The sequence below is a fragment of the Kibdelosporangium persicum genome (assembly GCF_013280595.1).
GTDB classification, from domain to species: domain Bacteria; phylum Actinomycetota; class Actinomycetes; order Mycobacteriales; family Pseudonocardiaceae; genus Kibdelosporangium; species Kibdelosporangium persicum.
Genome location: NZ_JAAATY010000042.1, coordinates 15409 through 38237, shown reverse-complemented (window position 1 = coordinate 38237; position 22829 = coordinate 15409). Strand labels below are relative to the sequence as shown.

The window sequence follows — 22829 nt, the reverse complement described above, 5'->3', positions numbered from 1 at the left end:
GGACGCGTTCGCCAGCCATCCCCGAGCCGTGGGTACACCCAGCAGGTACACCCAGCGACGTGGTTGAGCGACATAGGCTCGGTGTCGTGGAGAGCCTTGGCGCCTTCTTGAAGAACCGTCGTGATCGAATCACCCCGGCCGACATCGGACTGCGCACCTACGGGACCGCCCGCCGGGTTCCTGGGCTGCGCCGGGAAGAGCTCGCCCAGCTCGCGGGCGTCAGCGCGGGGTACTACACGCGGCTGGAGCAGGGACAGGCCGAGACCGCGTCCGAGCAGGTCCTCGACGCTCTCGCGCGAGTGCTGCGACTCGATCACATTGAGACCGTCCACCTGCACAACCTCGCGCGGCAGCCCGCGAGTCCCGGGCTTTCCGAGCCGCCGCGGGAGCATCCGCACCCGCGTGTTCTCGCGTTGCTGGAATCGCTGGGCGACCGGACACCGGCGATCGTGCTTGGCAGACGTGACGACGTGCTCGCGTGGAACCGTGCCGGACACGCGCTCAAGGCCGAGCACCTTCCCTTCGACGCGCCACAAGATCCGGCGCACCGGCCGTCGATCCCGCGGATGTTCTTCCTCGATCCGCTCACTCGGGACCTGCACCGCAACTGGGACGAGGTCGCCCGGATCCACGTCGCCTTCCTCCGGCTCACCGCGGGCCGGTACCCCACGGACGCGCGCCTGGCCGAGCTGATCGGTGAGCTCACGATGCGCAGCGACGAGTTCGCGGCGATGTGGGCGACCGGGGACGTGGCCGACTGCACCATCGGGACCATGCGGTTGCAGCACCCGACTGTCGGCGCGCTGAACGTCGACTACCAGGTATGGCTGCAGCCCGACAGCCCTGACCACCGGCTGGAGATCTACACACCGAACGACGCGAGTTCGGCGGACGCACTGCGACTGCTGACGCAGCAGTTCGAGGCGTAGTAGGGCCGTCGGCGGCTGACGTGGCCATCTCGTAGACCCGAGCGACGACTCGGATGCGGGATGGCTGAAATGTGCCACGCCTCCGGTACTACGGCCCAGGTCAGGCGTACCGGCCCTGCGTCTGGCTGACAGCGTGCCGCACATCAGACAGCAAACAGAATCACGATTCTGTTAGTGTGAGCCACAAGCAGAACGGCGATTCTTTTTGTGGGGTGTGGTGCCGCGACTCACCGACGCGCGCAAGGAACTCCGGCGCGCCCAGATCACCGACGCCGCCGTCCGCTGCTTCGGCCGCAACGGCCTGGAGCGGACCTCGATCGCCGACATCACGGCCGAGTCCGGCCTCTCGACTGGATCGATCTACACGCACTACAGCAGCAAGGCCGACCTGGTCCGGGCCGCCGCCGGCGCGGTGCTCGCCAAGCGCGCCGAAGTCCTCGGCGAGTACGCCGCCGGCGACACTCCGCCCGATCCCGACGAACTGCTGGCCCGGCTGATCGCCAACATCAACCCCGTCGAAGCGCGGGTCGGTGTGCAGACCTGGGGTGAGGCGACGACCGACCCGGTCATCCGCGGCGTCGTCGTCGACATGATCGACCGGATGCGTGCGATGCTGCACGACTGCGTCACAGCGTGGCTGGTCAAGGTCGAGCACCACGATCCCGCCGAGGCCCGGGAACAGGCCACCCCGATCGCTGACCGCGTGTCGGCCCTCTACCTCGCCGAACTGCTACACGCCGCCTTGCGATCACCGACTGAGGAGACAGCATCATGACCGCCCTGACCGCTACGTTCGCCGACCGCACCGTGTCCCGGGTGGGCTACGGCGCGTTACAGCTCGAACGCCTGCACGACCGTCGCAGCGAGGCGGTCGCACTGCTGCGCCGCGCGGTCGAGCTGGGCGTCGACCACGTGGACACCGCCGAGTTCTACGGCTTCGGATTCGCCAACGACGTGATCCGCGAGACGCTGCGCCCCGAGGACGGCGTCCTGGTCGTCACCAAGGTCGGTGCCGACCCCAACCCGGGCGGGCGGTTGCCACTGCGTCCGGCGCAACGGCCCGAGCAGCTACGCGCCAGCGTCGAGGACAACCTGCGCAGCCTCGGCGTCGACCAGCTCGCGGTGGTCAACCTCCGCCGCCTCGACTCCGGCCCCGGCCTGCGTCCTGAGGGCGACCAAGTGGTCGACCTCGACGACCAGCTCGCGGCGATGATCGCCCTGCGCGACGAGGGCAAGATCGGCGCGATCGGCCTGAGCAGCGTCACCCTCGACGGCCTGCGCCGCGCTCTGCCTGCGGGGATCGCCTGCGTGCAGAACGCCTACAGCGTCGTCTCCCGCGCCGACGAGGACATGCTGCGGTTGTGCCTGGCCGAAGGCATCCCCTGGGTACCGTACTTCCCGCTCGGCGGGGCCTTCCCGGGACTGCCCAAGGCGACTGACGAGCCGGCCGTGCACGCCGTGGCCGAGTCGCTGGGCGTCACACCGACCCAGGTCGGCCTCGCCTGGCTGCTGCACCACGCCCCCAACGTGCTGCTCATCCCCGGCACCGCCGACGCCGCCCACCTCGAGGACAACGTGGCGGCAGGCAAGATCAGCTTTGACGCCGCGACCCTCGCCAAGCTGGATGCCATCGAGTCCCGCTCCAGCGAAATCTCCATCGGCTGACCCACGCCCGGCACCCTTCTTCAGCAGGCTCCAAGGACGGATCATGAAGGCCATCACCTACCGCGACAACGGCGGCCCCGACGTTCTCCGGCTCGTCGACCGTGACCTGCCGGAGCCCGGCCCGGGCGAGGTTCGCGTCCGGGTCGCCGTGTCCGGCGTCAACCCGACCGACTGGAAGGCCCGCTCCGGCGCCGGCCAACCCAAGCAGTTCCCCGAGGTCACCCCGCACCACGACGGCGCAGGCACGATCGACGCCGTCGGTGCGGGGATCGACCAGAGCCGGGTCGGTGAGCGGGTCTGGTTGTACCTCGCCGCCGCCGGGCGGCCCACCGGTACCGCCGCCGAGTTCACCGTCGTGCCCGCCGAACGGGTCGCGCCGCTGCCCGACGAGGCGAGTTTCGACATCGGCGCCTCACTCGGCGTCCCCGCGATCACCGCTCACCGCGCGCTCACCGTTGCGGAGGACGGGCCGCGCCGTCTGCGGCCCGGGACGCTCGAAGGCAAGGTGGTGCTCGCCGCGGGTGGGGCCGGGGCGGTCGGGCACGCGGTGATCCAGCTCGCCCGATGGGCCGGCGCCACCGTGATCAGCACGGTCAGCGGTCCCGAGAAGGGCAGGCTGGCCACTGCCGCCGGGGCCCACCACGTGATCAACTATCGCGAGGGTGACCCGGCCGCCGAGATCCGCAAGATCGCCCCGGACGGTGTCGACATCATCGCCGAGGTGGCGCTCGGCGCGAACCTCGCACTGGACATGGCCGTGCTGCGGACGCGCGGCACGATCTCGATCTACGCCAACGACGGTGGCAAGCCGGTCGAACTGGACGTACTGCAGAACATGGTGCTCAACACGCGCTTGCAGTTCCTGGTGCTCTACACGGTCGGTCCGGAGCTGATCGCCGCGGCCGTCGAGGACGTCGTCGCCGCGATCCGCGACGGCGCGCTGCCGGTCGGCGAGGAGCACGGTCTGCCGCTGGTCCGCTTTCCGCTCGACCGCACCGCCGACGCGCACCGAGCGGTGGAGAGCGGCGCCGTCGGCAAGGTCCTGGTCGACGTCACGGCGTGACGTCCGCCGGATCGCCGTGTTGGCCGGCACCTCGGCAGGAGCCTGCAACAGTGCCGAGGCAAACTGTTGCAGGCTCCTGTGAGCTGATCAGCACATTGATCACGCTCGCTGGGCGAATGGTTCGGACCGCGGGCGGGTTACCCGTTCACTTCGCCCGGAAGGCGTCGTGAACGTCCAGCGGCGCGCCACCACCGAGATTTCCGCCACCAGGGATGTAGATCGTGCCGCCGACCGCGATGGCGGCTGTGCCGTGCCGGGGGATCGGCATCGGTGCCAGCTTCTCCCAGCGGTCACTGCGGACGTCGTAGGCCTCGGTCTCGCTGAAGACGGTGTTCGCACCGTTCACGATCTTGCCTTCGCCGCCGAACGTGTAGATCTTGGAACCGACCGCGGCCGCGGCGATGCCTCCGCGCGGCGTGGGCATCGGTGCGCGTTCGGTCCACTTGCCACTGGGCAGATCCATGGCGTAGGTGGTGTCCCGCACGTTGACCTGTCCCCGGTCACGGCCGCCGAGCACGTAGAAGGTGCGGCCGACAACCGCGCCGCCGACGTGGTCACGAGCCTCCGGCAGATCGGGCAGCGTGGTCCAGCGACGGGTGAGCACATCGTAGGAATGGACTGATGCGACGGTGTCCTGGAGGCCGCCAGGGCCGGGCGTGAGGGTGCGCATGCCACCCGCGAGGTAGATTCGCCGGCCGAACGCACCCATCGCGGCGCTGCCCCGTTCGATGCCGACCGGCATCGGCGGCAGGGCGGTCCACCTGTCGGTCACCGGGTTGTAGACGAAGCTGTCGCGCAATGCCTGCCACGACGCGCCGCCTGACAGCCCGCCCAGGACGTACAGCTTCCCTCCCACGGCGACGGCGTTGGGATGGTTCATCGGAACCGGCAGCGGGGCGGCGTGCCGCCACGTGTTCCTGATGGTGTCGTAGACCTCGACATCCGGCACGGTGACAAAACCGCCGTTGCCGTCCGGGCGGATGCCGCCGATCACGTACACGTGCTTACCGATCGCGGCGACGCTGTGCTCCTGACGCGGGCCGCCCGCGATCGGAGCGAGTCGCTGCCATCCATTGCCGTACAGCGGATTCACCGCGGGCGCTTCGGTGGCGGGGCCTCCGTGGCCAGGGTGCGCGTGCGCGACGCCGGTCGGCACGGCCAGCGCGGCCGCCAACAGAGCGGCGACAAATCGTTTGTGGTACATGCTTTGCTCCACACTCAGCTCAGCGGGGACGAATCCGTCGAAGGTCTTGCCTGGGCACGGCGAGCAGGTCGCCAAGCGCTGGATGTTCCTGTGCCACACGCGGTCCGCTCACCAACCGCGGACCGCGCGCTGGTCATCGGGTTCCGGTCATCCGTTGTTCTGGAGTTCGGCGAGGGTGAGCACGTGGTCGCCGATTCCCCAGCCGCCGTCGGGGACCTCCTCGACGAGGACCATCGTGGTGGGGCGGGCACGCTCGCCGTAGATCTCGACGTAGAGCTCGGTGGTGCGGTGGACGATGGTTTCCTTATGCTCGGCGGTCAGGGTGCCCGCGGGTACCTTGAAGTTGGCGAACGGCATGGCGTTTTTCTCCTTGTGGTTGTGGTCCTCAGGTCAAAGTGGACCGATGTGGGTGCGGAAGGCCGGTCGGGTAACGCTTTTGTCGCCGCGGAGGCGCTGGTGACGTTCTGGTCGCCGGCACCGCGGCCTCCATCAGATGATCCCGCCGTTGGCGCGGACGACCTGACCGTTGACCCAGCGCCCGTGGGGCCCGGCCAGGAAAGCCACCACCTCGGCGATGTCGGCGGGTGTGCCGAGGCGTTCGAGCGGCGGCTGTGCGGCCAGCCGGGCGATCGTCTGCTCGTCCTTGCCGTCGAGGAACATGTCGGTCGCGGTCGGGCCAGGGGCGACCGCGTTGACGGTGACGTCCCGGCCGCGCAACTCGCGCGCGAGCACCATCGTCAGTGCCTCGACCGCGCCCTTGGTGGCGCTGTAGGCGCCGTAGTGGGGGAAGGCGAGGCCGACCACCGAGGTCGAGAACGTGATCAGCGCGCCGCCGGGGCGCAGCACGCGGGTGGCCTGCTGGGCGACGGCGAACGTGCCGCGGATGTTGGTCCGGTACAGCTCGTCGAGGGCGGTGAGATCGAGATCGGCCACGGGGGACAGCCTCAGCTGCCCGGCAGCGTGCGCCACGACGTCGACGCCGCCGAACGTCTCGCGGGCGGTGTCGAACAGGGTGGCGACCGCGCGCTCGTCGGTGACGTCGGCGCGTACCGCGACAGCTTGGCCGCCCGCCGCCTGTACCGCTGCGGCCGCCTCGTCGGCGAGATCTCCGTGCCCGGCGTAGCCGACCACGACAGCACAGCCGTCGGCGGCGAGCCGCGTGACGATCGCGCGGCCGATGCCGCGCGAACCGCCCGTCACGACGGCGACCCTGGGTTGTGCTCCGGTCATCGTGGAACTCCAGTCCTTCAGTGAGGACTCCACTGTGCGACCGGCGGGCGGGGGCAACCAGATGCTGCTGACCGGGGGGACATCATCCCCTGGCTGGGCAGGGGCGCCCAGGTGGACACTGGCCGGGTGAACCTGACTGAACTGGGCGCGTTCCTCAAATCACGGCGGGACCGGATCCGGCCGGCCACCGTCGGATTGCCGCACGGCCCGCGCAGACGGGTTCCCGGGCTGCGCCGTGACGAGGTCGCCCAGCTCGCGGGCGCATCCGTGGACTACTACATCGAGCTCGAACGCGGCAGCGGCGCACAGCCCTCGGAGCAGATGCTGGCAGCCCTGGCCCGCGCGCTGCGGCTCAGCCTGGACGAGCGCGACCACCTCTACCACTTGGCGGGGCGCCCGCTCCCGCGCCCGGGCAGCGCCGCGACACACGTCCACCCCGGCATGCTCGACCTGCTCAGCCGCCTCACCACCACACCCGCCCAGGTGATCACCGACCTGCACGTCACGCTCGTGCAGAACCCCCTCGCCGTCGCCCTGTGCGGCGCTCCGCCCGCGACGACCGGCATGCGGGCGAGCCTGGTCTACCGCTGGTTCGCCGAACCGGCGACGCGCTCCATGTACCCGGACGCGGACCACGCCTACCACTCCCGGACCTTCGTCGCCGACCTGCGCGCCGCCGTCGCCCGGCGTGGCGGCGACGACCAGGAGGCCAACGCGCTGGTCGCCGAACTGCTGCGGCAGAGCCCCGAGTTCACCGAGCTGTGGGAAGAACACCACGTGGCGGTCAGGCGCAGCGACCGGAAGCGCATCGTGCATCCCAGCCTGGGCGTGATCGAGGTCAACTGCCTCAGCCTGTTCACCGAAGACGGCAGGCAGCGGCTGCTGTGGTTCACTCCCGTTGTCGGCACGGATTCCGTCGAGCAGCTGGAACTGCTCGCCGTCCTCGGCACCCAGGACCTCACCGTCGAACCCACCTGACGTTTGTGCCCCAGGACGGGAAAAACGGGGACTGCTGGCCTGCTGAGCGCGCCGAAGTCACTCGTTGGCGGTGTCCTGGGGTTTGCCCGGGTGGTGGGCTCGTAGCGAGCCCGCATGGGCTTTGGCCGAGGGATCGCGGCTGGTCTTGACGAGGCTGGCCACGGTCGCAATCGCCAGGATGCCGATGATGACGCCGAGACTGAGCGGGGTGGGTACTTCCGGTACCCGCTCGTCGATGTCGACGTGGGCCCAGTGCAGGATCAGTTTCACGCCGATGAAGGCCAGGATCACCGAAAGCCCGGTCGAGAGGTACACCAGCCGGTCGAGCAGGCCTTTGACGAGGAAGAACAAGGCGCGCAGGCCGAGCAGGGCGAAGGCGTTGGCGGCGAAGACGATGTAGGGTTCTTCGGTCACGCCGAACACCGCCGGAATGGAGTCCAGCGCGAACAGCAGGTCGACGCCGCCGATGGCGACCAGCACGATGAACAGGGGCGTGGCCACCCTGCGGCCGTCGGCACGGGTGAAGATCCTGCTGCCGACGTACTCGTCGGTGACCGGCACGACCCTGCGGGCGGTGTTCACGACGACGTTGTTCTCGATGTCGGGGTCCTCGTCGCGGTGCCGGAACAACTGGACGGCCGTGTAGATCAGCAGCAGGCCGAACAGCAGGAACATGAACGAGAACAACGCGAGCAGCGTGGCACCGAGCGCGATGAAGATCGCTCGCATGATCAGGGCGAGGACGATGCCGAACGTCAGCACCTTGTGCTGGTGCTCCTCCGGCACGGCGAACGTGGTCATGATGATGACGAAGACGAAGAGGTTGTCGACCGACAGGCTCTTCTCGACGATGTATCCGGCGAAGTACTCCGCCCCGGCTCCGCCGCCGTACACCGCCGCGAACCAGACGCCGAAGGCGACCGCGACCAGGACGTAGAACACCGACCACAGGCTCGCCTCCCGGAAGCCGACCCGATGTGGCCGGACAGTGGCGAGGATGAGATCCACAGCCAGCAACACGACGATCAGGCCGATAGTGATCGCCCAGGTCAGTCCGCTGATCTCGAGCACACTACCTCCGTTTTGTCCGGTTTGACGCTGATCACCGTAGTCGACAGGCGCTGTCGCCGCAGGACTGCCGGTCACTTTCGGCGAACACCGGTGATGCCGTGGCCGCGGTCCTGCCGGTCACATCGCGACCGCCTTCTTTTCGACGCACACCATGGAGAGAGCGCTTGTACCGGCGAGCATGAACGGCTTCTCGACGCGGTCGGCGAAGAACTCGTCGACCGCCTTCCTGACCCCGGGAAGTCCTTCCCATGAGTGCGGGTTGCGGCTGCGGTCCCCGTAGTCGTCGACGAGCACCATGCCGCCGGCGACCACGCGTGGCCAGACCTCTGCGAGGCTCACGCCGATGGAGTCGTAGAAGTCGCTGTCGAGGTAGGCGAAAGCGATCTTGTCCGGCAGTTCGCGCGGCAGCGTGTCCTCGAACCATCCGGCGTGCACCGACGGCAGCTCGACCTCCCATCGCGCGAACACCGCACGGACGTCGTCCACACTGCTTCGATAGTCTCCTTCGGACAGTCGGCTGTCCATTCCGGAGGGTGTCGGCATGCCCTGGAACGAATCGTACAGGTGCAACTCCCTGGTCGGGTCGAACTCGTCGATCAGCATCTTGAGGTACACGCTGGTGCCGCCCGCGTGGCAGCCCACTTCGACCAGATGCCCAGGAATGCCACAGGTGAGCAGGTGCCGTACCACCCAGTGGATGTGGATTAGACGGTCCAAAGAGGACATCTTGCGGTTCTCTTCGGCGAGCCGCAGGAGCACCTTCGGTTCCATTCGTGCCTCCAGGTGTGGTCTCGACTGTTCCGGCAGGGCGCAACCGGCGAACTTCTGCTCATAGGCCGCGCAGGAGGTTCATGCGGTGCCGTAACCGAAGTAGTGCGCGATCTCGGCCAGGTGATCGTCGGCGACGAGCCGGCGGATGTCAGGGTGCAGCTCGGTGAACGTCACCAGGTCGCGCGCGCCCTTCCCCGCGCCGCCGATCTGGTGAACCCGGCGGTCGAAAACACTGTGGTCGAGCTCGGCGGGATCGATGTCGAACCAGTGGGCGATTCGGCGGAGGCCCGCATGCGGTTCGGCGATCAAGGTCTCATATCGGATGGTGAGGCACGACGGCATCGGTGTGCGGATGAAGCTCTCGTTGATGTCGACCCAGCGTCGCATCGCCGTCCGGGCGGCTTCGACCGTCCACGCGTGGCCGCGCTGCCAGCCGGCCAGGGAGGTGAGCACGCGACGGGGATCACGGGTGAGATGAACGGCTTTCGCGGCAGGGAAAAGTGACAGCATGTCCTGGTATTCGGCTTGGCCGTACCGAATCTCCTTCAGGCCCCATCGCGGTCTTCCGAGGGCGGCCGCCGGCTCGGCGAACAGGCGCAGCATCAGCGCCCGGACCCCATCGTGGAGCGCTTCCGTCGGGGGCATCAGGTTGGCGATGAACCCGTCGTAGCCGAAGTCGGTGATCTCCCGGTCGACTCGTTCGGACCACCTGCACTTCCAGTCGTTGAAGCGGCGCACGAAACCGAACAGACTGCGGAGGGCGCCGTCCTGTTCGCCCCACACCAGGACACGGGAGTGCGAACACAACAACCGTTGCAGCAGCGTACTTCCACATCGAGGACCTGATGCCAGGATCACTATGGGCGACAGGCTGTCGTCGGCTTCGGCGACACTGCTGGCCATGGCAACTCGTTTCATCCGGTTCCGCCGCCCAACCTGGGCGGAGATGGTCTGGGCAACGCTTTTTCGTCGACCGAACGGGTAACTCTCGCATGGAGGTGTACTCGGACTCGGGCCTGCCTGAGACGCTGGGACCGTGGACGGACACCACTACAAAACCGCTGTCGATCAGGCTTACACCCTGTGGGAGGCAGGTCATTACGAGCGTGCCAGGGCGCTGGCTGACGGCCTTCTCATTCGCATGAAAAGAGATCTCGGCGACGCACATCCCGACACGTTGCGCATCGCCTTCGTCCTCGCGCTTTCCTACCGTGAACTGGGGCACTACGACCAGGCACTCGACCTCGGCGCGGAGACGCTCGTCGGGCAACGGCAGGCCTTGGGCGCCGATCACCCCGACACCTTGCGCGCGGCCTACTGCGTCAGTGTGTACCTGCGCGAGTTGCACCAGCACGACCGGGCGCGAGAGCTGGCCGAGGACACACTCGTCCGCATGCGTCGGGTGATGGGCGAGCACCATCCTCGTACGCTGCGAACCGCTTACATCCTGGCAGTCGTCCATCGGGAAACGGGAAAGTGCGAACAGGCATATGACCTGGGTCTGGCCACGCTGATCCACCAGCGGCGTGTCCTGGGTGAAGAACACCCCCACACTCTGATCTCGGCCTACCAGTTCGGGGCGACACTCCGTGCCCTCGGACGTTACGAACGTGCCGGCGTGCTGGGCGAAGCCGCGTTCTCCCGCTGCCGTCACGTCCTGGGCGTGAATCACCGGGACACTCTGCGTGCGGCCTACCACCTGGCGATCACACTCCATGAGGCGGGACAGCCGACCCACGCCCGTCAACTGGCCGACGAGACCTGGACGCGGATGCGCCTCGCCCTCGGCGAGGAGCACCCCGACACAGTCCGGGCCGCCCGCATCCGGGAGAAGTGCAGCACCTGAAGTCCGGCGACGACCTCGCATCGACCTCATCCAGACCGGTACCACCGTGCTTGGTCGTGCTGGCTGTTGGACATCTCCGGATTGAAGCAGCGGGTCCGCAGCAGGAGCCGTCTTCGGTCGGAGAACGACGTGCGCGCGTGCAGGACTCTACGGTTGAGCATGACCAGTGCCTCGCCTGGCTGGAGCAGCAGTTCGGTCGGCTGGACCTTGGTGAACGCCTCGATGAGGCGCTGTACGGCCTGTTCCTGGTCTGGACGAAGTGGACGGTGGCAGACCTCGTGCCCTGACCGGAGTGCGCCCAGGCGAAAGCGGATTCCGTCCGATCCATAGAGGACCGGTGCCTTGACGACCCGCCCGGGCACCCGGCCGTTGCCGCCGAAGAGGAACTCCGGTTCTCGCAGCGTGGCCTCGGCGTCGCCCAGGTGTGGCCGAAGGCGGGGAGAGGCCCAGATCCGGCTCGCGCCCCCGGCGCTTGCTTGCCGGACGCACCACAGGATCACGATGTCCTCGGGGAGCAGCTTCGAGCTTTCGTCCGAATGTGCTTCGCATTCGCCCAGCCCTACGGTGATGTCGGACCCGTCGGGGTCAGTGGGCTCCACCCTGTCGACGTAGTTTCCCGTGGTGCCGCGGTTGTCGTCGGACACCTGGCCGAGCAAGCCGGTGAGCGCCGTGACGAAGGCCTGGGTGTCCGCCGGGTCGCCGAACTCGTGGAAACCGGTGGTTCGCAGCAGGCAACAGCACGCCGGGGACCGCAGCGCGCCGAGGACGGCGGCCCGGAAGGCGTGCCCCTCCTTCGAGAAGCCCTCTCTGGCCAGGGTTCGTGCTTCCCGTGCGCTCCAGGGTGAATGGACTATGGGCAGAGTCCCCACTTCACATTCCTCCTCGGGTGGACCAGGCTGATTCCTCGCAGACGGAGGAGGGGACATGGAGTACCGAAGGCTTGGCCGTGCCGGGCTCAAGCTCAGCGTGCTGTCCTACGGCACTTGGGTGACCTTTTCGGACCAGATGGACAGTGCGGCGGCGAGGGAGTGCCTGGAGGTGGCGCGGCAGGCCGGCGTGAACTTCTTCGACTCCGCGGAGGTGTACGGCAACGGCAGGTCGGAGTCGGTGCTGGGGGCGGCGATCGAGGACTTGGGCTGGAGCCGGGAGACCTACGTGCTGTCCACCAAGCTCTACTGGGGTATCCACGATGAGGTGAACCTGCGGCGTACGCTGAACCGCAAGTATCTTCTGCACGCGATCGACGGCTGTCTCACGCGGCTGCGGACCGGATTCGTGGATCTGCTGTTCTGCCACCGTCCTGATCCCGACACGACCGTGGAGGAGATCGTCTGGACCATGTCGGACATCATCGGGGCCGGAAAGGCGCTCTACTGGGGAACCTCCAAGTGGTCGGCGAGCGAGGTACGCGCGGCGTGGTCGATCGCCGACCGGTACGGCTTGCGTAAGCCTGTGGTGGAGCAACCGGAGTACAACCTGTTCACGACACGCTGGGTGGACGAGGAGTATCACGCCTTGGTCAGCGAGCTGGGAATCGGGTTGACCACGTGGAGCCCACTCGCCTCGGGAATGCTGACCGGCAAGTACCGGGACGGGGTGTCGTCCCGATCCCGGGCCGCCTTGGCCGGCCACGAATCGTTCCTGGGCAAGCTGACGGACGGCGACTCGGCGCGGCAGGTCGATGAACTGTCCGTGGTGGCAGCAGACCTCGGCTGCACGACGGCGCAGCTGGCCATCGCCTGGTGCGCGGCGAACAAGACGGTGTCCACCGTGATCACCGGGGCGAGCGATCCGCTGCAACTCAGGCAGAACCTGGATGCGGTCGCTGTCGTCCCGCTGCTCTCCGAAGAGGTGATGGCCCGCATCTCGCGCATATTTCGGCACCGGCAAAGCTGACCTGTTCGGACCACGAGGATCGCCCGTACGCCCGACGGTCTTCACCATGACAGCCGGGCGGCAAGAAATCCGGTGGCGCCACTCTGACGGCGTCGTACCATTAGGATCAACGCATCTCGCAGGCCTGCGACTCCGAGAGAATCAGACAGTGTTCGGCGGCGCGTTTGCACGCGCCGGTGCCTCGTCAATCGGATCTTGTCGCATCATCATCTCCGCACGAAAGCCGGGCAAGGCCGTCTGTCGAGTAAAGCCACTTCTTGAGGGGCGGGCAAGCCTCTGGATGTCACGTCCACCGTCCGGGTGAACATCAGGATCGTTCACCCAACCGGCACCTTGAACCATTCAACGGGCCGCGAGTACTCTCCGTGGGAAGACTATTTTCTGTTCTTAGGCGGATCGGCCTGCCTGGCTGGCGTTCCGGGCCGGTAAGGAGAACAGTGTGCGCAGCTCCTTGGTGAACAAGATATCCATCATCTCGCATGGATTGCGGTTCGACTTGGACATGTTCGAGTCGAGCGCGGAAAGGTATTACGAGAATACCTATGGATACTGTATTACCAATCGTGGCGCGCAGCGTCGGCATCGCCTGCCGCAGGTCCTGCTTCTCGGCGACGAGCTTGTCGTCTCGGTTCTCCGGCGAGACAACTCGCCGTGGACCCTCCGGTACGACGGTGACGAGCTCAACCTCTATTACGACGGCGAGTGGCGTCAGTCCGTCGGCCTGCCCGAGGCGCTTCCCTTCTTCGGCAAGACGCTCACCGACGGAGTCCGTACCGATGACGTCATCTCGGCCTACGGCGCGGTCACGCCGGGGTTCTTCCTCTACCCGGACTGCCACTACTTCGACAAAGGGGCGCAATGCCGTTTCTGTTCGCTGCGGGCGGCCCGGAGCACCATCGCCAAGCCGTTGGTCACCGATTTCCCGCGGCGGCGGATCATGGAGGCGACTCGTCACATTCAGAACTCCGGGTGGCATATCCCGATGATCACCAACACCACCGGCACGCCGGTGGACGACGAGGATATCAGGCATACGATCCTCGAACCGCTGAAGGCCATCCACGACGCCTGTGATCCGAAGATCAAGATGCATCTGCTCACCCATCCGCCGCAGGATTTCTCGATCATCGAGGAATTCAAGCGGGTAGGGGTGTCCTCGATCGCCTTCAACATCGAGATCTACGACCGGAAGCTGTTCTCCTCGATCTGTCCGGGAAAGGACAGGCTGTACGGCTACGACAAATGGTGGGACGCGCTCGCGTACGCGCGGGATGTGTTCGGCGACTACCAGGTGTACTGCGGCATCATCTGGGGCCTGGAACCCGTGGAAAGCAGTATGGAAGGCATGGAGGATATTCTCGATCGCCGGATCGGTCTCGCGACCAACGTCTTCCATGCCGATCCGGGAACCGCCATGGCGCGTCGCCCACAGCCGTCCGTCGCCGATATCACAGCGTTGGCCGAATACGAGGGGAAGCTTTACCGGAAGTATCCGGACGCCGGCACGATCTACGACGTCAGCATGCGGAACACGATCGACTGGGAAGTCCACAACGGCTATCTGGAGTGATCGATGCCGGACATCGATGTGTACACCTGGGAAGACGTCGACCAGCTCTGCGCGCGTCTTGCCGGCATTGTCCGTGACTCAGGCGAGGTGTTCGACTCGGTGGTCTGCGTGCTGCGCGGAGGCGCCGTGCCGGGAGTCGTGTTGGCCAACGCTCTCGCCATCGACATCGTCCTCGGCATCAAGGTCGTCCAAGCGGGGCAGGTGACGGGGGCCGGGCAGGGCAACGGGGCCTACGAGGCCGAACCCGCCACGGTGGTCGTTCCGCTCAACGCGGTGGACCTCCAGGACAAGCGCGTGCTGGTCGTGGACGACGTCCTGGACTCCGGGGCGAGCATCAGTGTGGTCGTCGAGGAAGTCTTCAGGGCGGGCGCCGCCGCGGTGCGGGTGGCGACTCTCCAGGTCAAGACATATTCGCCGATGAAACCGGATTTCTACGTCGAAGAACGGTCGAACTGGCTGTTCTATCCGTGGATGTCCGGAGAGGAGCTCCGCCAGATGGAGTCGAGACTGGCCGTCGCACGACAACCCTGAGCGGAGGTACGCAGGTGACCGGTCTGAGCATTATCGGCTGGGTTCTCCTGCCGCCCGTCGGCTGTATCGCCTTCTTCCAGCTCTTCTATCTGATCCACTCGTTCGGCGTGCGGACAGATCCCCGGCCCGCTGTCCGCACCGGGCAGCCCACCCTGTCGCAACGACAGATCTCGGTGGTGATCCCCGTGTTCAACGAGGGGAGAACCCTTTACCGTTGTCTGCACTCGCTGAGCCAGAGCGACCTGTGTTCTTGTGCGAAGGTCGTGGTCGTGCTGGACAGGTGTACCGACGACTCGGAGCTGATCGCCAAGTCGTTCGTCGATACTTTCGCCGCGGCAGGCGTCGAGATGGCGGTCGAGCACCTGCCTGCCGACACCTCCGGAAAGGTCGCCGGCCTGCTGTACGGCGGCTCCAAGATCGACACCAAAACGGCGCTGCTCCTGGACGCCGATATCGTGCTCGAACCAACAGCCTTGCAGGAGCTGTGGACATTCCACCAGGAGTCGAACGCCGATTTCACGGCGTGCCTCATTCTGCCGCTTCAGGAGCGGCGAGGAACTCTCGTCTCCCATGTCGTCTGCAACAACCGCCTGTATCGGCAGAGCGTTCTGCAGAGCGTCAGGAACCGGTTCGGGATGTCGAACTTTCCCGGCGGACTGCAACTGGTCGACTACAAGAAATACCGTGATCTGCTCGAACACGGGTTCCTGGAGGACCTGACCGCCACGTACCGCGCGGTCAGCGAGGGGAGTCAGGTTCGGATTCTTCCCCGGGTACTCGCCCGCGAAGTCGAGCGCCAGACGATCCGGGGCTTGTTCCTGCAGCGCGTCCGGTGGACCCTCGGCACGATTCAGCATATCCCGATGCAGGTCAGAACGGCGAGATCGAGGAAAGACTGGAACGAGAAGATATCGATCTACTCGTACCACGTGATGTGGGAGTTCCAGTACTACGTGATGGTGATCGCAGCGATGCTCGCGCCGTGGCAGGGCACGGTGTGGCCGGTGTTTCTCGCCCCTTACGTGTTGTACGTCCTGCAGATCGTCCGGTCGGCGGTTCTCACACGTAACCACTACAAGAACTCGGTGCCGGGAATTGCTGCGCACTGCGCGCTGTTTCCGAGCATCATCACCACCGCGCTGTTCGCCGCCGTCGGCCTGCTGGTCGTCAAGCGAAAAGCCTTCTTCAGCAGTGTCCTGTTGTTTCGCCGGAACTGAACGCGCCATCATGGGTACGGTGCCTGCGCGCGTCTTCTGGTGGGCAATTGATCGATCGCGTGTGCGGAGCCCGGAGTTGGGAACACATTCAGTGAGCATGCGGCGTCACGTTCACCAATTTGGTGCGTATGCCTGTCATCCACCACTCTGTTAGAGTCCTCGCAGGGCCCGCTCGTCCAAGCCGCGCTCACACAAGAGGTGATCATATGCGCGTCGCTCTCGTGCTTCCGGGCAGTGGATATCGGAATTCGTCCCCCACCTCTTTGGCTGGTGGCGAACATCTCGGGCTTGGATCGATCGCGGCCTATCTACGGCAATTCGGGCACGAGGTCACGATACTCAACTTCCAGGTCGAGGACTCGGTCTTCGACGCGGTCTGCACGCCGGAGGAGGTGACCGAGCGGATCCTGCGCTACGACCCCGAGATCGTGGGAATCTCCGTCACCGGCCTCACCATAGGCCAGGCGCTGACCGTGACCACCGCCATCAAGCAACGCAAACCCCACCTGCATGTGTGCTGGGGCAGTCATCAGGCCGCCAGTTGCGCGGAGGAAATCCTGCGCCGAGAGCCCTATGTGGACACGATCGTCGCGGGCGACGGTGAGATACCGATGCTCAGACTGATCGAGGCCCTGGAGCGCGGCGAACCGCTGTCCACTGTGCCCGGACTGTGGTACCGGGACGTCGACGAGTCCGCGGGGATGTTGCCGCTGCTGCAGATCAGGCTCACGTCCAACCCGCCCGAGCCGGATATCGACGACCTTCCCTTCCCCGCCAGGGACACCCTGCGGGAGCTCCTCGACCGGGACGTCGCCATCAAGGACGCACGCATCTACACGAGCAGAGGCTGCCCGTTCCGGTGCACCTTCTGCGTGTACCCCGCTCTGGGCTACCTTCGCCGCTGGCGTGACCGGTCCGCGGACAAGATCGTCGAGGAGATCAAGTACCTGCGTGACGAGTTCGGTATCGACCACTTCTGGTTCAGCGACGACAACTTCACCCTGCCGTCGAGGCGCAGCCGGTTCCGGGCCCTCGAGCTGGCCGAAGTCCTGCGTGAGGCGAAGCTGGGCGTGACCTACCGAGTCCTGATGCGGGCGGACTCCGTGGACGGGCAGGAAGAACTGATGAAGGCGCTGGCCGACAGCGGCCTGACGTGTGCCTACATGGGACTGGAGTCCGGTTCCCCCAGGCGGCTGGAGTACCTCGACAAACACACCAATCCCGACGTGTACCGGCGGGCGGTCTCGCTGGTCCGCAAGTACCGCATCGGCCTGCAGGTCGGCTTCATCATGTTCGACCCGTTCACCTCCTGGGAGGACCTCCGGATCGACGCCGACTTCCTCCAGGACATCGAGGAGACCTACCTCTACACCAACATGTCCCAGGTCCTGTATGCCTATCCGGGAACGCCGATCGCGAGCCAGCTCATCGAGAAGGGCTTGCTGCCGTCCGACTTCAACTACAAGTCGGGGTATCGCGAGTACCGCTACGAGGAGCCGCGCATCGGAGAACTCGCTGACGTCCTCCACAAGGCAGGCGACAAGCAATGGGTCGAGGTCGACGACTTCTTCCGCAGGCTGCGCATGATCGACGTACCCGCCGTGTACCGCAACCACCCGGAGGAGATCGCCGACGAGATCAACGCGGCGGTCGAGACGAAGATCATGAGCCAGAACCGTGACGGTTACGACTTCTTCGTCCGCGCACTGGCTGCGGGCAGCGAAGGCGACCTGGCGAAGGTGAGCGACTTGGTGACTGATCACTACAGGACGTCCGCACGCCGCGCGCGGGAGATGGTCTCGACGCTGCAAGCCTTCCCCGCGCACATCGTGGGCCGCTTCTCCGCGTTCAAGTACGCCGCGTTCAGCGGGCCTGGCCAGGAGATCGGAGTTCCTCCACGAAGCCAGGCGGCCATGTCGGCGGCACCCCTCGGAGTGTCCGGGGACTGCTGAAAGCCGGCCGGAAGGATGAACGCGGATGTCCACACCGGACGCTCCCACGCTGTCGGAGTGGAAGCGTGGCGTCACGTCGAACGCGGCGGCCATCTGTCGCGAGCTACCCCACGACATCGACGTCTCCACTGTCCAGCCGGTGACGACCTCGTCGTGGAACGCCCTGCTTCGCGTGGGATCCCACTGCGTCAAGGTGATGAATGAGGCCACTGTGGCCGTACGGTGGACACTGGACGAACTCGACGTCATCGGCCGGACTCTCGCCGCCCTCAAAATGCGCGGCTACCCCTATGTACTCCCGCCAGTGCGACTGCACGAAGGACGCTATGCCGCGCGCTGCGCGGGCTATACCGTCATGGTGTACCCGTGGTGCAGCGACTTCGCCAGTGCGAGCGCAACGGACCCGCACTCGGCCTTCGCGGACCATGGGCCTGATGTCCTCTGTGAACTGCACCGCGTCGGGCAGGCCATCCTTGCTGAGAGCAACGGAGCGGCGGACAGTTCACTCGTCCGCAGACAGTCGCCGGCACGGTGGATCGCTCAGTCGGACCAGCTCTGGCAGAAGTCGATTCGAACGACCGACTCGCCCGACACACGGGACAGGCTTCAGAAAGCCCAAGAAACGTCGCATGAGATCGCCCGCCGCTTTCCGGGCTTCTTCGCGCCGGCGGACCAGGACGCAACCGTGCTGCATGGGGACTTCCGGCCCGAGAACGTCCTGGTGATCCGCGACGAGATTCGCCTGGTGCATGATTTCGACTTCATGAGACCTGGCTGGCCGGAAGAGGACGTGGCCTACGCCGCGCTCTACTTCTCGGGCCCGCCGTGGTTTGCCGGTCCTCGCGAGTGGGCGCGCTGCATACGGTTCGTCGCCGCATATAACCAGGCGGCCAGGAAAGCCGGGTGCGGCGGCTTGCGGCGTGAAATCCTTGAACCAGCGATGTACTGGGTGGTGCTGCGCGAACTGTCGTTGTCGTTCGAGTTGCCCGCGGAAGTGGCAGGGCGATGTGATCTCCTGGACGACCTGGCGGCGTGCATTCCGACGGTCATCGCCGAGTGCGTGTGACTGCTCGTCGAGGGAAGAGTGTGACGATGGCTGATTCGGTAGGGCGTGTCGTGGTCACCGGAGGTGCGGGTTTCCTCGGCTCGCACCTGTGCGAACGGTTACTGGGCCGGCAGGCGGAAGTGATCTGCCTGGACAACTTCCTCACCGGGACCGCGGCGAACGTCGGCGACTTGCTGGCCAACCCGCGGTTCCAGCTCATCAGACATGACGTGACCGATCGGATAGGGATTCCCGGGCGGGTGGACCTGGTATTTCATCTCGCTTCACCGGCGTCTCCCGTGGATTATCTGCGGCTGCCGGTGCACACCCTCAAGGCGGGATCGATCGGGACGCTGAACGCCCTCGGCCTGGCCAGGACAAAACGGGCACGCTTCATCCTGGCTTCCACCTCCGAGGTCTACGGAGATCCACTGGTCCACCCACAACCGGAGACGTACTGGGGCAACGTCAACCCGGTCGGTCCGCGGAGCGTGTACGACGAGGCGAAACGCTTCGCCGAGGCTCTCACAATGGCGTATCGCCGAACGTACGACGTCAATACCGGAATCGCGCGCCTCTTCAACACCTATGGACCTCGCATGCGTCTGGACGACGGGCGTGTCATCCCCACTTTGGTCCGTCAGGCGCTGACAAACCAGCCTCTCACAGTGACCGGGGACGGCAGTCAAACTCGCTCGGTCTGCTTTGTCGACGACACAGTGGACGGAATCCTGTTGTTCGCCGCCTCAGGCGACAGCGGGCCGATCAACATCGGCAACACAGCGGAGACCAGTATCCTCGAACTGGCCCATACGATCCGCGACCTGACCCGGTGCCGCAGTTCGATTCGGTTCGTCGACCGGCCCGTGGACGACCCTTCGGTCCGGCGTCCCGACATCACTCGCGCCCAGCAAGTGCTTCGGTGGGTTCCCCAGATCCCGCTCCACCGGGGTCTACAAAGGACTGTTGCTTGGTTCGACGCGCAACTCCGGCTAACGCGCGCGGATGAAGCGGCGGTACAGCGGCCACACGACGAGTGCGTGGTAGGCGATGCCTCCGATGAGGTACGGCCACCACGTGCCGCCGTCGCTCGCGGTCAGGAACGCTTGGGCGGGCCAGTAGGTGGGCAGCACTCCGAAGGCCAGCTGCCAGTTCGAATCGATGAACGCGGGCAGCAGGGGCAGTCCGGCGACGACGATGCCCAGTGCGCGGATCGCGGCGATCCCTTCGACCTTGTTCTTGGCGACGGCCAGGATGGCCAGTGCGATCACGAGCGCGGACAAGCCGGTCAGCAGGCCGATCGGGATCAGCGCGGGTAGGTGACGGGCGGGGAACAGGCCGCTGGCGGTGATCGTGCCGATGACGTAGACCGTCGTGAGGAGGACGGCGATGATCGCCCGGTAGCCGATGTAGCGGCCCAGGGACGCCGGGGTGATCCGCACCGCGGCCAGGGTGTTGGCGTCCCGCTCTTCCAGCACGATCAGCGCGGTGACGCCGCCGACGATGATCGCGCTGGTGAGCAACAGGAAGCCGACGAGGATCAGTGGGTAGTACGGCCTCAGGTCGACCTGGTTCTCAGCCAGTAGGCGGGTGACCGGTGGGGTGGCGAACCGGACCATGGCGATCCAGACCAGCGGTGCGAGGAACATGCCGGCCAGCAGGGTATCGCGACCGACGCCACGCAGGTCGTTGCGGCCGAATGCGGCGAAGGCGTTGGTCATGTCAGGCTCCTCCGGTCTTGGCCACGAGGTACTTGTCGAACATCCGGTGGGCCAGCAGCCACATCCCGGCCGCGAACAGCACTGGATAGCCCACGCTGTAGGCGAACTGCCACGCGGTCAGGGTTTTCTGGTCGAAGGCGGCACCGAGGACCATGAGCGGTCCCTGGGTGGGAATCAGGAAGAACCAGGCCGCGTCCGACAGTCCTGAGTAGTGGAAGATCGGCAGGTTGAACAGCGCGATCGGGAGCACCGAGGGCATGAACCAGTCGCTGACGGACGTGAACGGCAGTGCGGTGAGGAAGCCGAGCAGGAGCATCAAGATGGTTCCCAGTGTGGCGCCGAGCACGAGCAACGGCAGGTCGTAGTGCACGCCGTGTGTGGTGGTGGCCACGAACACCGCGAGCACAACGGATAACGTGGTCAGTGTGACTACTTTGGACGCGAGGTATTCCCGGAACCGCAATGGTGTGGCGACCAGTGCGTGCAGGGTTCGTTCGCCTTTCTCGAAGAAGACGGCGGCGGCGACGAAGAAGAAGCCGACGATCATCAGATCGCCGAGGATGACGTAGGGCTCCGCTGTGGAGCGCAGGTCGCTGGGCATGGGCAGCAGCAGGGCGAGCCACAGCACACCGGAGAACACCGCGGCGTGCAGGAACTTGTACCGGCGCTGGAGGGTGATCTCCAGCTTCAGCGCGGCCGTCAGGCGGCTCATGTCAGGCTCCGGCCGGTGGCCTCGACGAACACGTCGTCCAGGCTCGCTTCTTGGCTGTGCAGGGTTTCCACGCGTTCGGTACGCAGCACGGCGAGGAAGTCCGGGTTGTCGGCCAGTCCGTCGAGCGGGAAGTCCGTGGCGGTCAACGATTCCGACTCGTTGCGGTACTCGACGCGCACTTCGCGCTGGCTACGGGCGACTTTGAGCTCACGGGGCGAATCCATCGCGGCGATCCGGCCGTCGACGACGAACGCGACGCGGTCGCAGAGCTGGTCGGCGGTGGCCATGTCGTGGGTGGTCAGGAAGATGGTTTTGCCGCGGGCTTTCTCGCGCAGCACGATGTCTTTGACCTTGCGGGCGTTGACCGGGTCGAGCCCGGAGGTGGGTTCGTCGAGGAACAGCAGGTCGGGGTCGTGCAGCAGGGCGCGGACGAACACCAGCCGCATCTGCATTCCCTTGGAGAACCTGCCGACGCGAGTGTGGGCGTCCTCGGCGAGGCCGACGGAGTCGAGCAGCTCCATCGGGTCCAGTGTGGACTTGTCGTACAGGGATGCGAAGAACTGGAGGTTCTCCAGTGCGGTGAGTTTCTGGTAGTGGTTGGGCAGTTCGAAGGACACACCGACGCGCTGGTAGTAGTCCTGTCCCCAGGCGGCCGGGTCCTTGCCCCACACCGACACTGTGCCGCCGTGGCCGGTCAGCAGGCCGATGAGGATCTTCTGGGTGGTCGACTTGCCCGCGCCGCTGGGGCCGAGGAACCCGAAGATCTCGCCCGTGCCGACGGTGAAGTCCATGCCGCGCACGGCCGGTTCGGCGCTGCCGGGATAGGTGAAGGTGAGGTCGTCGACCTCGATGACGGTCATGCCAGAACAGTATCGAGTTTTCGCAGATTTGCAAAGATTCGGTACTGTTAAGATCGCGTCAGGATCTGGGAAGGAGACCGATGGACGGGCGGATGGAGGCGGCTGAGCGGCTCGCGCTGACGCTGACCACTGGTGGGATGCAGCGGATGACCGCGCGGGTGATGTGTGCTCTGCTGTTCGCCGAGCAGGAGACGGTGACCGCGGGCGAGCTGTCCGAATGGCTCACCATCAGCCCGGGCACGGTGTCCACGGCGATCAAGTCGCTCACGGCGGTCGGGCTGATCGAGCGGGTGCCCGCCCCGGGCAGCAGGCGGGAACACTTCCGGTTCCGGCCCGGCGCCTGGGCCATCCTGATGTCCAGTCAGAACGAGATCGTCAAGGTCATGCAGGAAGCGGCCAACGAGGGGATCGACGCGGTCGGCGAGCACAGTGTCGCCGGTCAGCGCCTGGTCGAGATGCGCGACTTCTACACGTACCTGATGAACGAGCTGCCCGCGGTGATCGACCGGTGGCATGCCCGGAGTGGGAACGGGTGAGGAACGCCGATTGGCACGTTTCGACCAGGTCC

The 22829-nt window shown here is 66.1% G+C and carries 23 protein-coding genes and 1 pseudogene; 14 read left to right on the top strand and 10 right to left on the bottom strand.

Annotated elements, in window-relative coordinates; translation table 11 throughout:
* The first annotated feature begins 86 nt into the window (after window positions 1-86).
* From GC106_RS42095 to GC106_RS42080, 4 genes are all read left to right on the top strand, one after another.
* Window positions 87-929, top strand: a complete 843-nt coding sequence (locus GC106_RS42095) for a helix-turn-helix transcriptional regulator (RefSeq protein ID WP_173141823.1) — start codon at window positions 87-89, stop codon at window positions 927-929.
* Window positions 930-1146: 217 nt separating this feature from the next.
* Entirely contained in the window at window positions 1147-1704 is a 558-nt protein-coding gene (locus GC106_RS42090) for a TetR/AcrR family transcriptional regulator (RefSeq protein ID WP_173141790.1), read from the top strand.
* A complete protein-coding gene (locus GC106_RS42085) occupies window positions 1701-2594 on the top strand; it encodes an aldo/keto reductase (RefSeq protein ID WP_173141789.1) in 894 nt (297 codons plus the stop codon). The genes GC106_RS42090 and GC106_RS42085 overlap by 4 nt, the downstream gene beginning before the upstream one ends.
* Window positions 2595-2637: 43 nt before the next feature.
* Complete coding sequence (locus tag GC106_RS42080; RefSeq protein WP_173141788.1) at window positions 2638-3657, top strand: NADPH:quinone reductase; 1020 nt, start codon at window positions 2638-2640, stop codon at window positions 3655-3657.
* Between the two features lie 145 nt (window positions 3658-3802).
* On the opposite strand, the gene GC106_RS42075 is transcribed toward GC106_RS42080, so the two are convergent.
* The 3 genes from GC106_RS42075 to GC106_RS42065 form a co-directional block, all read right to left on the bottom strand.
* Window positions 3803-4861, bottom strand: a complete 1059-nt coding sequence (locus GC106_RS42075; protein ID WP_173141787.1) for a Kelch repeat-containing protein — start codon at window positions 4859-4861, stop codon at window positions 3803-3805.
* 147 nt (window positions 4862-5008) lie between these two features.
* On the bottom strand, window positions 5009-5218 hold the full coding sequence (locus tag GC106_RS42070; RefSeq protein WP_173141786.1) for a tautomerase family protein: 210 nt from the start codon (window positions 5216-5218) through the stop codon (window positions 5009-5011).
* A 132-nt stretch (window positions 5219-5350) separates the two neighbouring features.
* On the bottom strand, window positions 5351-6091 hold the full coding sequence (locus tag GC106_RS42065; RefSeq protein WP_173141785.1) for an SDR family oxidoreductase: 741 nt from the start codon (window positions 6089-6091) through the stop codon (window positions 5351-5353).
* Between the two features lie 126 nt (window positions 6092-6217).
* Here GC106_RS42065 and GC106_RS42060 point away from each other — a divergent pair, with 126 nt between their 5' ends.
* A complete protein-coding gene (locus GC106_RS42060; protein ID WP_173141784.1) occupies window positions 6218-7069 on the top strand; it encodes an MmyB family transcriptional regulator in 852 nt (283 codons plus the stop codon).
* Window positions 7070-7126: 57 nt separating this feature from the next.
* Here the strand turns inward: GC106_RS42060 and GC106_RS42055 are convergent, their stop codons facing one another.
* The 3 genes from GC106_RS42055 to GC106_RS42045 all read right to left on the bottom strand — a co-directional run bounded on the left by GC106_RS42055 (window position 7127) and on the right by GC106_RS42045 (window position 9814).
* The gene (locus GC106_RS42055; protein WP_173141783.1) at window positions 7127-8140 is read right to left on the bottom strand and encodes a TerC family protein; all 1014 of its coding nucleotides are present in this window, start codon (window positions 8138-8140) and stop codon (window positions 7127-7129) included.
* Between the two features lie 117 nt (window positions 8141-8257).
* Window positions 8258-8911, bottom strand: a complete 654-nt coding sequence (locus GC106_RS42050; protein WP_173141782.1) for a TylF/MycF/NovP-related O-methyltransferase — start codon at window positions 8909-8911, stop codon at window positions 8258-8260.
* 78 nt (window positions 8912-8989) lie between these two features.
* Window positions 8990-9814: a sulfotransferase family protein gene (locus GC106_RS42045; RefSeq protein WP_173141781.1), complete on the bottom strand. Its 825-nt coding sequence runs from the start codon at window positions 9812-9814 to the stop codon at window positions 8990-8992.
* Between the two features lie 133 nt (window positions 9815-9947).
* On the opposite strand from GC106_RS42045, the gene GC106_RS42040 reads away from it, so the two are divergent.
* Window positions 9948-10757 (top strand): tetratricopeptide repeat protein, encoded by an 810-nt coding sequence (locus tag GC106_RS42040; protein WP_173141780.1) that lies wholly within the window; start codon window positions 9948-9950, stop codon window positions 10755-10757.
* Window positions 10758-10783: 26 nt separating this feature from the next.
* On the opposite strand, the gene GC106_RS42035 is transcribed toward GC106_RS42040, so the two are convergent.
* A complete protein-coding gene (locus GC106_RS42035; RefSeq protein ID WP_173141779.1) occupies window positions 10784-11626 on the bottom strand; it encodes a TauD/TfdA family dioxygenase in 843 nt (280 codons plus the stop codon).
* A 55-nt stretch (window positions 11627-11681) separates the two neighbouring features.
* Between GC106_RS42035 and GC106_RS42030 the strand changes: the two genes are divergently transcribed.
* From GC106_RS42030 to GC106_RS42000, 7 genes and pseudogenes are all read left to right on the top strand, one after another.
* Window positions 11682-12653, top strand: a complete 972-nt coding sequence (locus GC106_RS42030; RefSeq protein WP_173141778.1) for an aldo/keto reductase — start codon at window positions 11682-11684, stop codon at window positions 12651-12653.
* Between the two features lie 439 nt (window positions 12654-13092).
* A complete protein-coding gene (locus GC106_RS42025) occupies window positions 13093-14223 on the top strand; it encodes a radical SAM protein (protein WP_173141777.1) in 1131 nt (376 codons plus the stop codon).
* Between the two features lie 3 nt (window positions 14224-14226).
* A complete protein-coding gene (locus GC106_RS42020; protein WP_173141776.1) occupies window positions 14227-14754 on the top strand; it encodes a phosphoribosyltransferase in 528 nt (175 codons plus the stop codon).
* Complete coding sequence (locus GC106_RS42015; protein ID WP_312873319.1) at window positions 14691-15971, top strand: glycosyltransferase family 2 protein; 1281 nt, start codon at window positions 14691-14693, stop codon at window positions 15969-15971. Before GC106_RS42020 ends, GC106_RS42015 begins: the two co-directional genes overlap by 64 nt.
* Window positions 15972-16177: 206 nt before the next feature.
* On the top strand, window positions 16178-17923 hold the full coding sequence (locus GC106_RS42010) for a B12-binding domain-containing radical SAM protein (protein ID WP_173141774.1): 1746 nt from the start codon (window positions 16178-16180) through the stop codon (window positions 17921-17923).
* Between the two features lie 25 nt (window positions 17924-17948).
* Entirely contained in the window at window positions 17949-18989 is a 1041-nt protein-coding gene (locus GC106_RS42005) for a phosphotransferase enzyme family protein (protein ID WP_173141773.1), read from the top strand.
* Between the two features lie 26 nt (window positions 18990-19015).
* Window positions 19016-19918, top strand: a pseudogene (locus GC106_RS42000) (UDP-glucuronic acid decarboxylase family protein); the annotation flags it as partial.
* A gap of 42 nt (window positions 19919-19960) precedes the next feature.
* On the opposite strand, the gene GC106_RS47230 reads toward GC106_RS42000, so the two are convergent.
* Genes GC106_RS47230 through GC106_RS41990 form a run of 3 tightly spaced genes read right to left on the bottom strand, consistent with a single transcriptional unit; the run spans window position 19961 to window position 22261 of the window.
* Window positions 19961-20689, bottom strand: coding sequence for an Rv2686c family ABC transporter permease subunit (locus GC106_RS47230; protein WP_217281627.1), 729 nt, complete (start codon window positions 20687-20689; stop codon window positions 19961-19963).
* Between the two features lies 1 nt (window position 20690).
* Entirely contained in the window at window positions 20691-21401 is a 711-nt protein-coding gene (locus GC106_RS41995) for a fluoroquinolone export ABC transporter permease subunit (RefSeq protein ID WP_173141772.1), read from the bottom strand.
* Window positions 21398-22261 carry an ABC transporter ATP-binding protein gene (locus GC106_RS41990; RefSeq protein WP_173141771.1) on the bottom strand — a complete coding sequence of 288 codons (864 nt, stop codon included), beginning with the start codon at window positions 22259-22261 and terminating at the stop codon, window positions 21398-21400. Before GC106_RS41990 ends, GC106_RS41995 begins: the two co-directional genes overlap by 4 nt.
* Before the next feature lie 80 nt (window positions 22262-22341).
* Between GC106_RS41990 and GC106_RS41985 the strand changes: the two genes are divergently transcribed.
* The gene (locus GC106_RS41985; protein WP_173141770.1) at window positions 22342-22797 is read left to right on the top strand and encodes a GbsR/MarR family transcriptional regulator; all 456 of its coding nucleotides are present in this window, start codon (window positions 22342-22344) and stop codon (window positions 22795-22797) included.
* The last annotated feature ends 32 nt before the right edge of the window (window positions 22798-22829 follow it).

Bases quoted from the DNA above. Each gene is read 5' to 3' on its own strand.
- GC106_RS42010 (WP_173141774.1), top strand. From the start codon at position 16,178: ATGCGCGTCGCTCTCGTGCTTCCGGGCAGTGGATATCGGAATTCGTCC.
- GC106_RS47230 (WP_217281627.1), bottom strand. From the start codon at position 20,689: ATGACCAACGCCTTCGCCGCATTCGGCCGCAACGACCTGCGTGGCGTC.
- GC106_RS41995 (WP_173141772.1), bottom strand. From the start codon at position 21,401: ATGAGCCGCCTGACGGCCGCGCTGAAGCTGGAGATCACCCTCCAGCGC.
- GC106_RS41990 (WP_173141771.1), bottom strand. From the start codon at position 22,261: ATGACCGTCATCGAGGTCGACGACCTCACCTTCACCTATCCCGGCAGC.
- GC106_RS42085 (WP_173141789.1), top strand. From the start codon at position 1,701: ATGACCGCCCTGACCGCTACGTTCGCCGACCGCACCGTGTCCCGGGTG.
- GC106_RS41985 (WP_173141770.1), top strand. From the start codon at position 22,342: ATGGACGGGCGGATGGAGGCGGCTGAGCGGCTCGCGCTGACGCTGACC.
- GC106_RS42030 (WP_173141778.1), top strand. From the start codon at position 11,682: ATGGAGTACCGAAGGCTTGGCCGTGCCGGGCTCAAGCTCAGCGTGCTG.
- GC106_RS42070 (WP_173141786.1), bottom strand. From the start codon at position 5,218: ATGCCGTTCGCCAACTTCAAGGTACCCGCGGGCACCCTGACCGCCGAG.
- GC106_RS42075 (WP_173141787.1), bottom strand. From the start codon at position 4,861: ATGTACCACAAACGATTTGTCGCCGCTCTGTTGGCGGCCGCGCTGGCC.
- GC106_RS42045 (WP_173141781.1), bottom strand. From the start codon at position 9,814: ATGGCCAGCAGTGTCGCCGAAGCCGACGACAGCCTGTCGCCCATAGTG.
- GC106_RS42065 (WP_173141785.1), bottom strand. From the start codon at position 6,091: ATGACCGGAGCACAACCCAGGGTCGCCGTCGTGACGGGCGGTTCGCGC.
- GC106_RS42020 (WP_173141776.1), top strand. From the start codon at position 14,227: ATGCCGGACATCGATGTGTACACCTGGGAAGACGTCGACCAGCTCTGC.
- GC106_RS42080 (WP_173141788.1), top strand. From the start codon at position 2,638: ATGAAGGCCATCACCTACCGCGACAACGGCGGCCCCGACGTTCTCCGG.
- GC106_RS42050 (WP_173141782.1), bottom strand. From the start codon at position 8,911: ATGGAACCGAAGGTGCTCCTGCGGCTCGCCGAAGAGAACCGCAAGATG.
- GC106_RS42005 (WP_173141773.1), top strand. From the start codon at position 17,949: ATGTCCACACCGGACGCTCCCACGCTGTCGGAGTGGAAGCGTGGCGTC.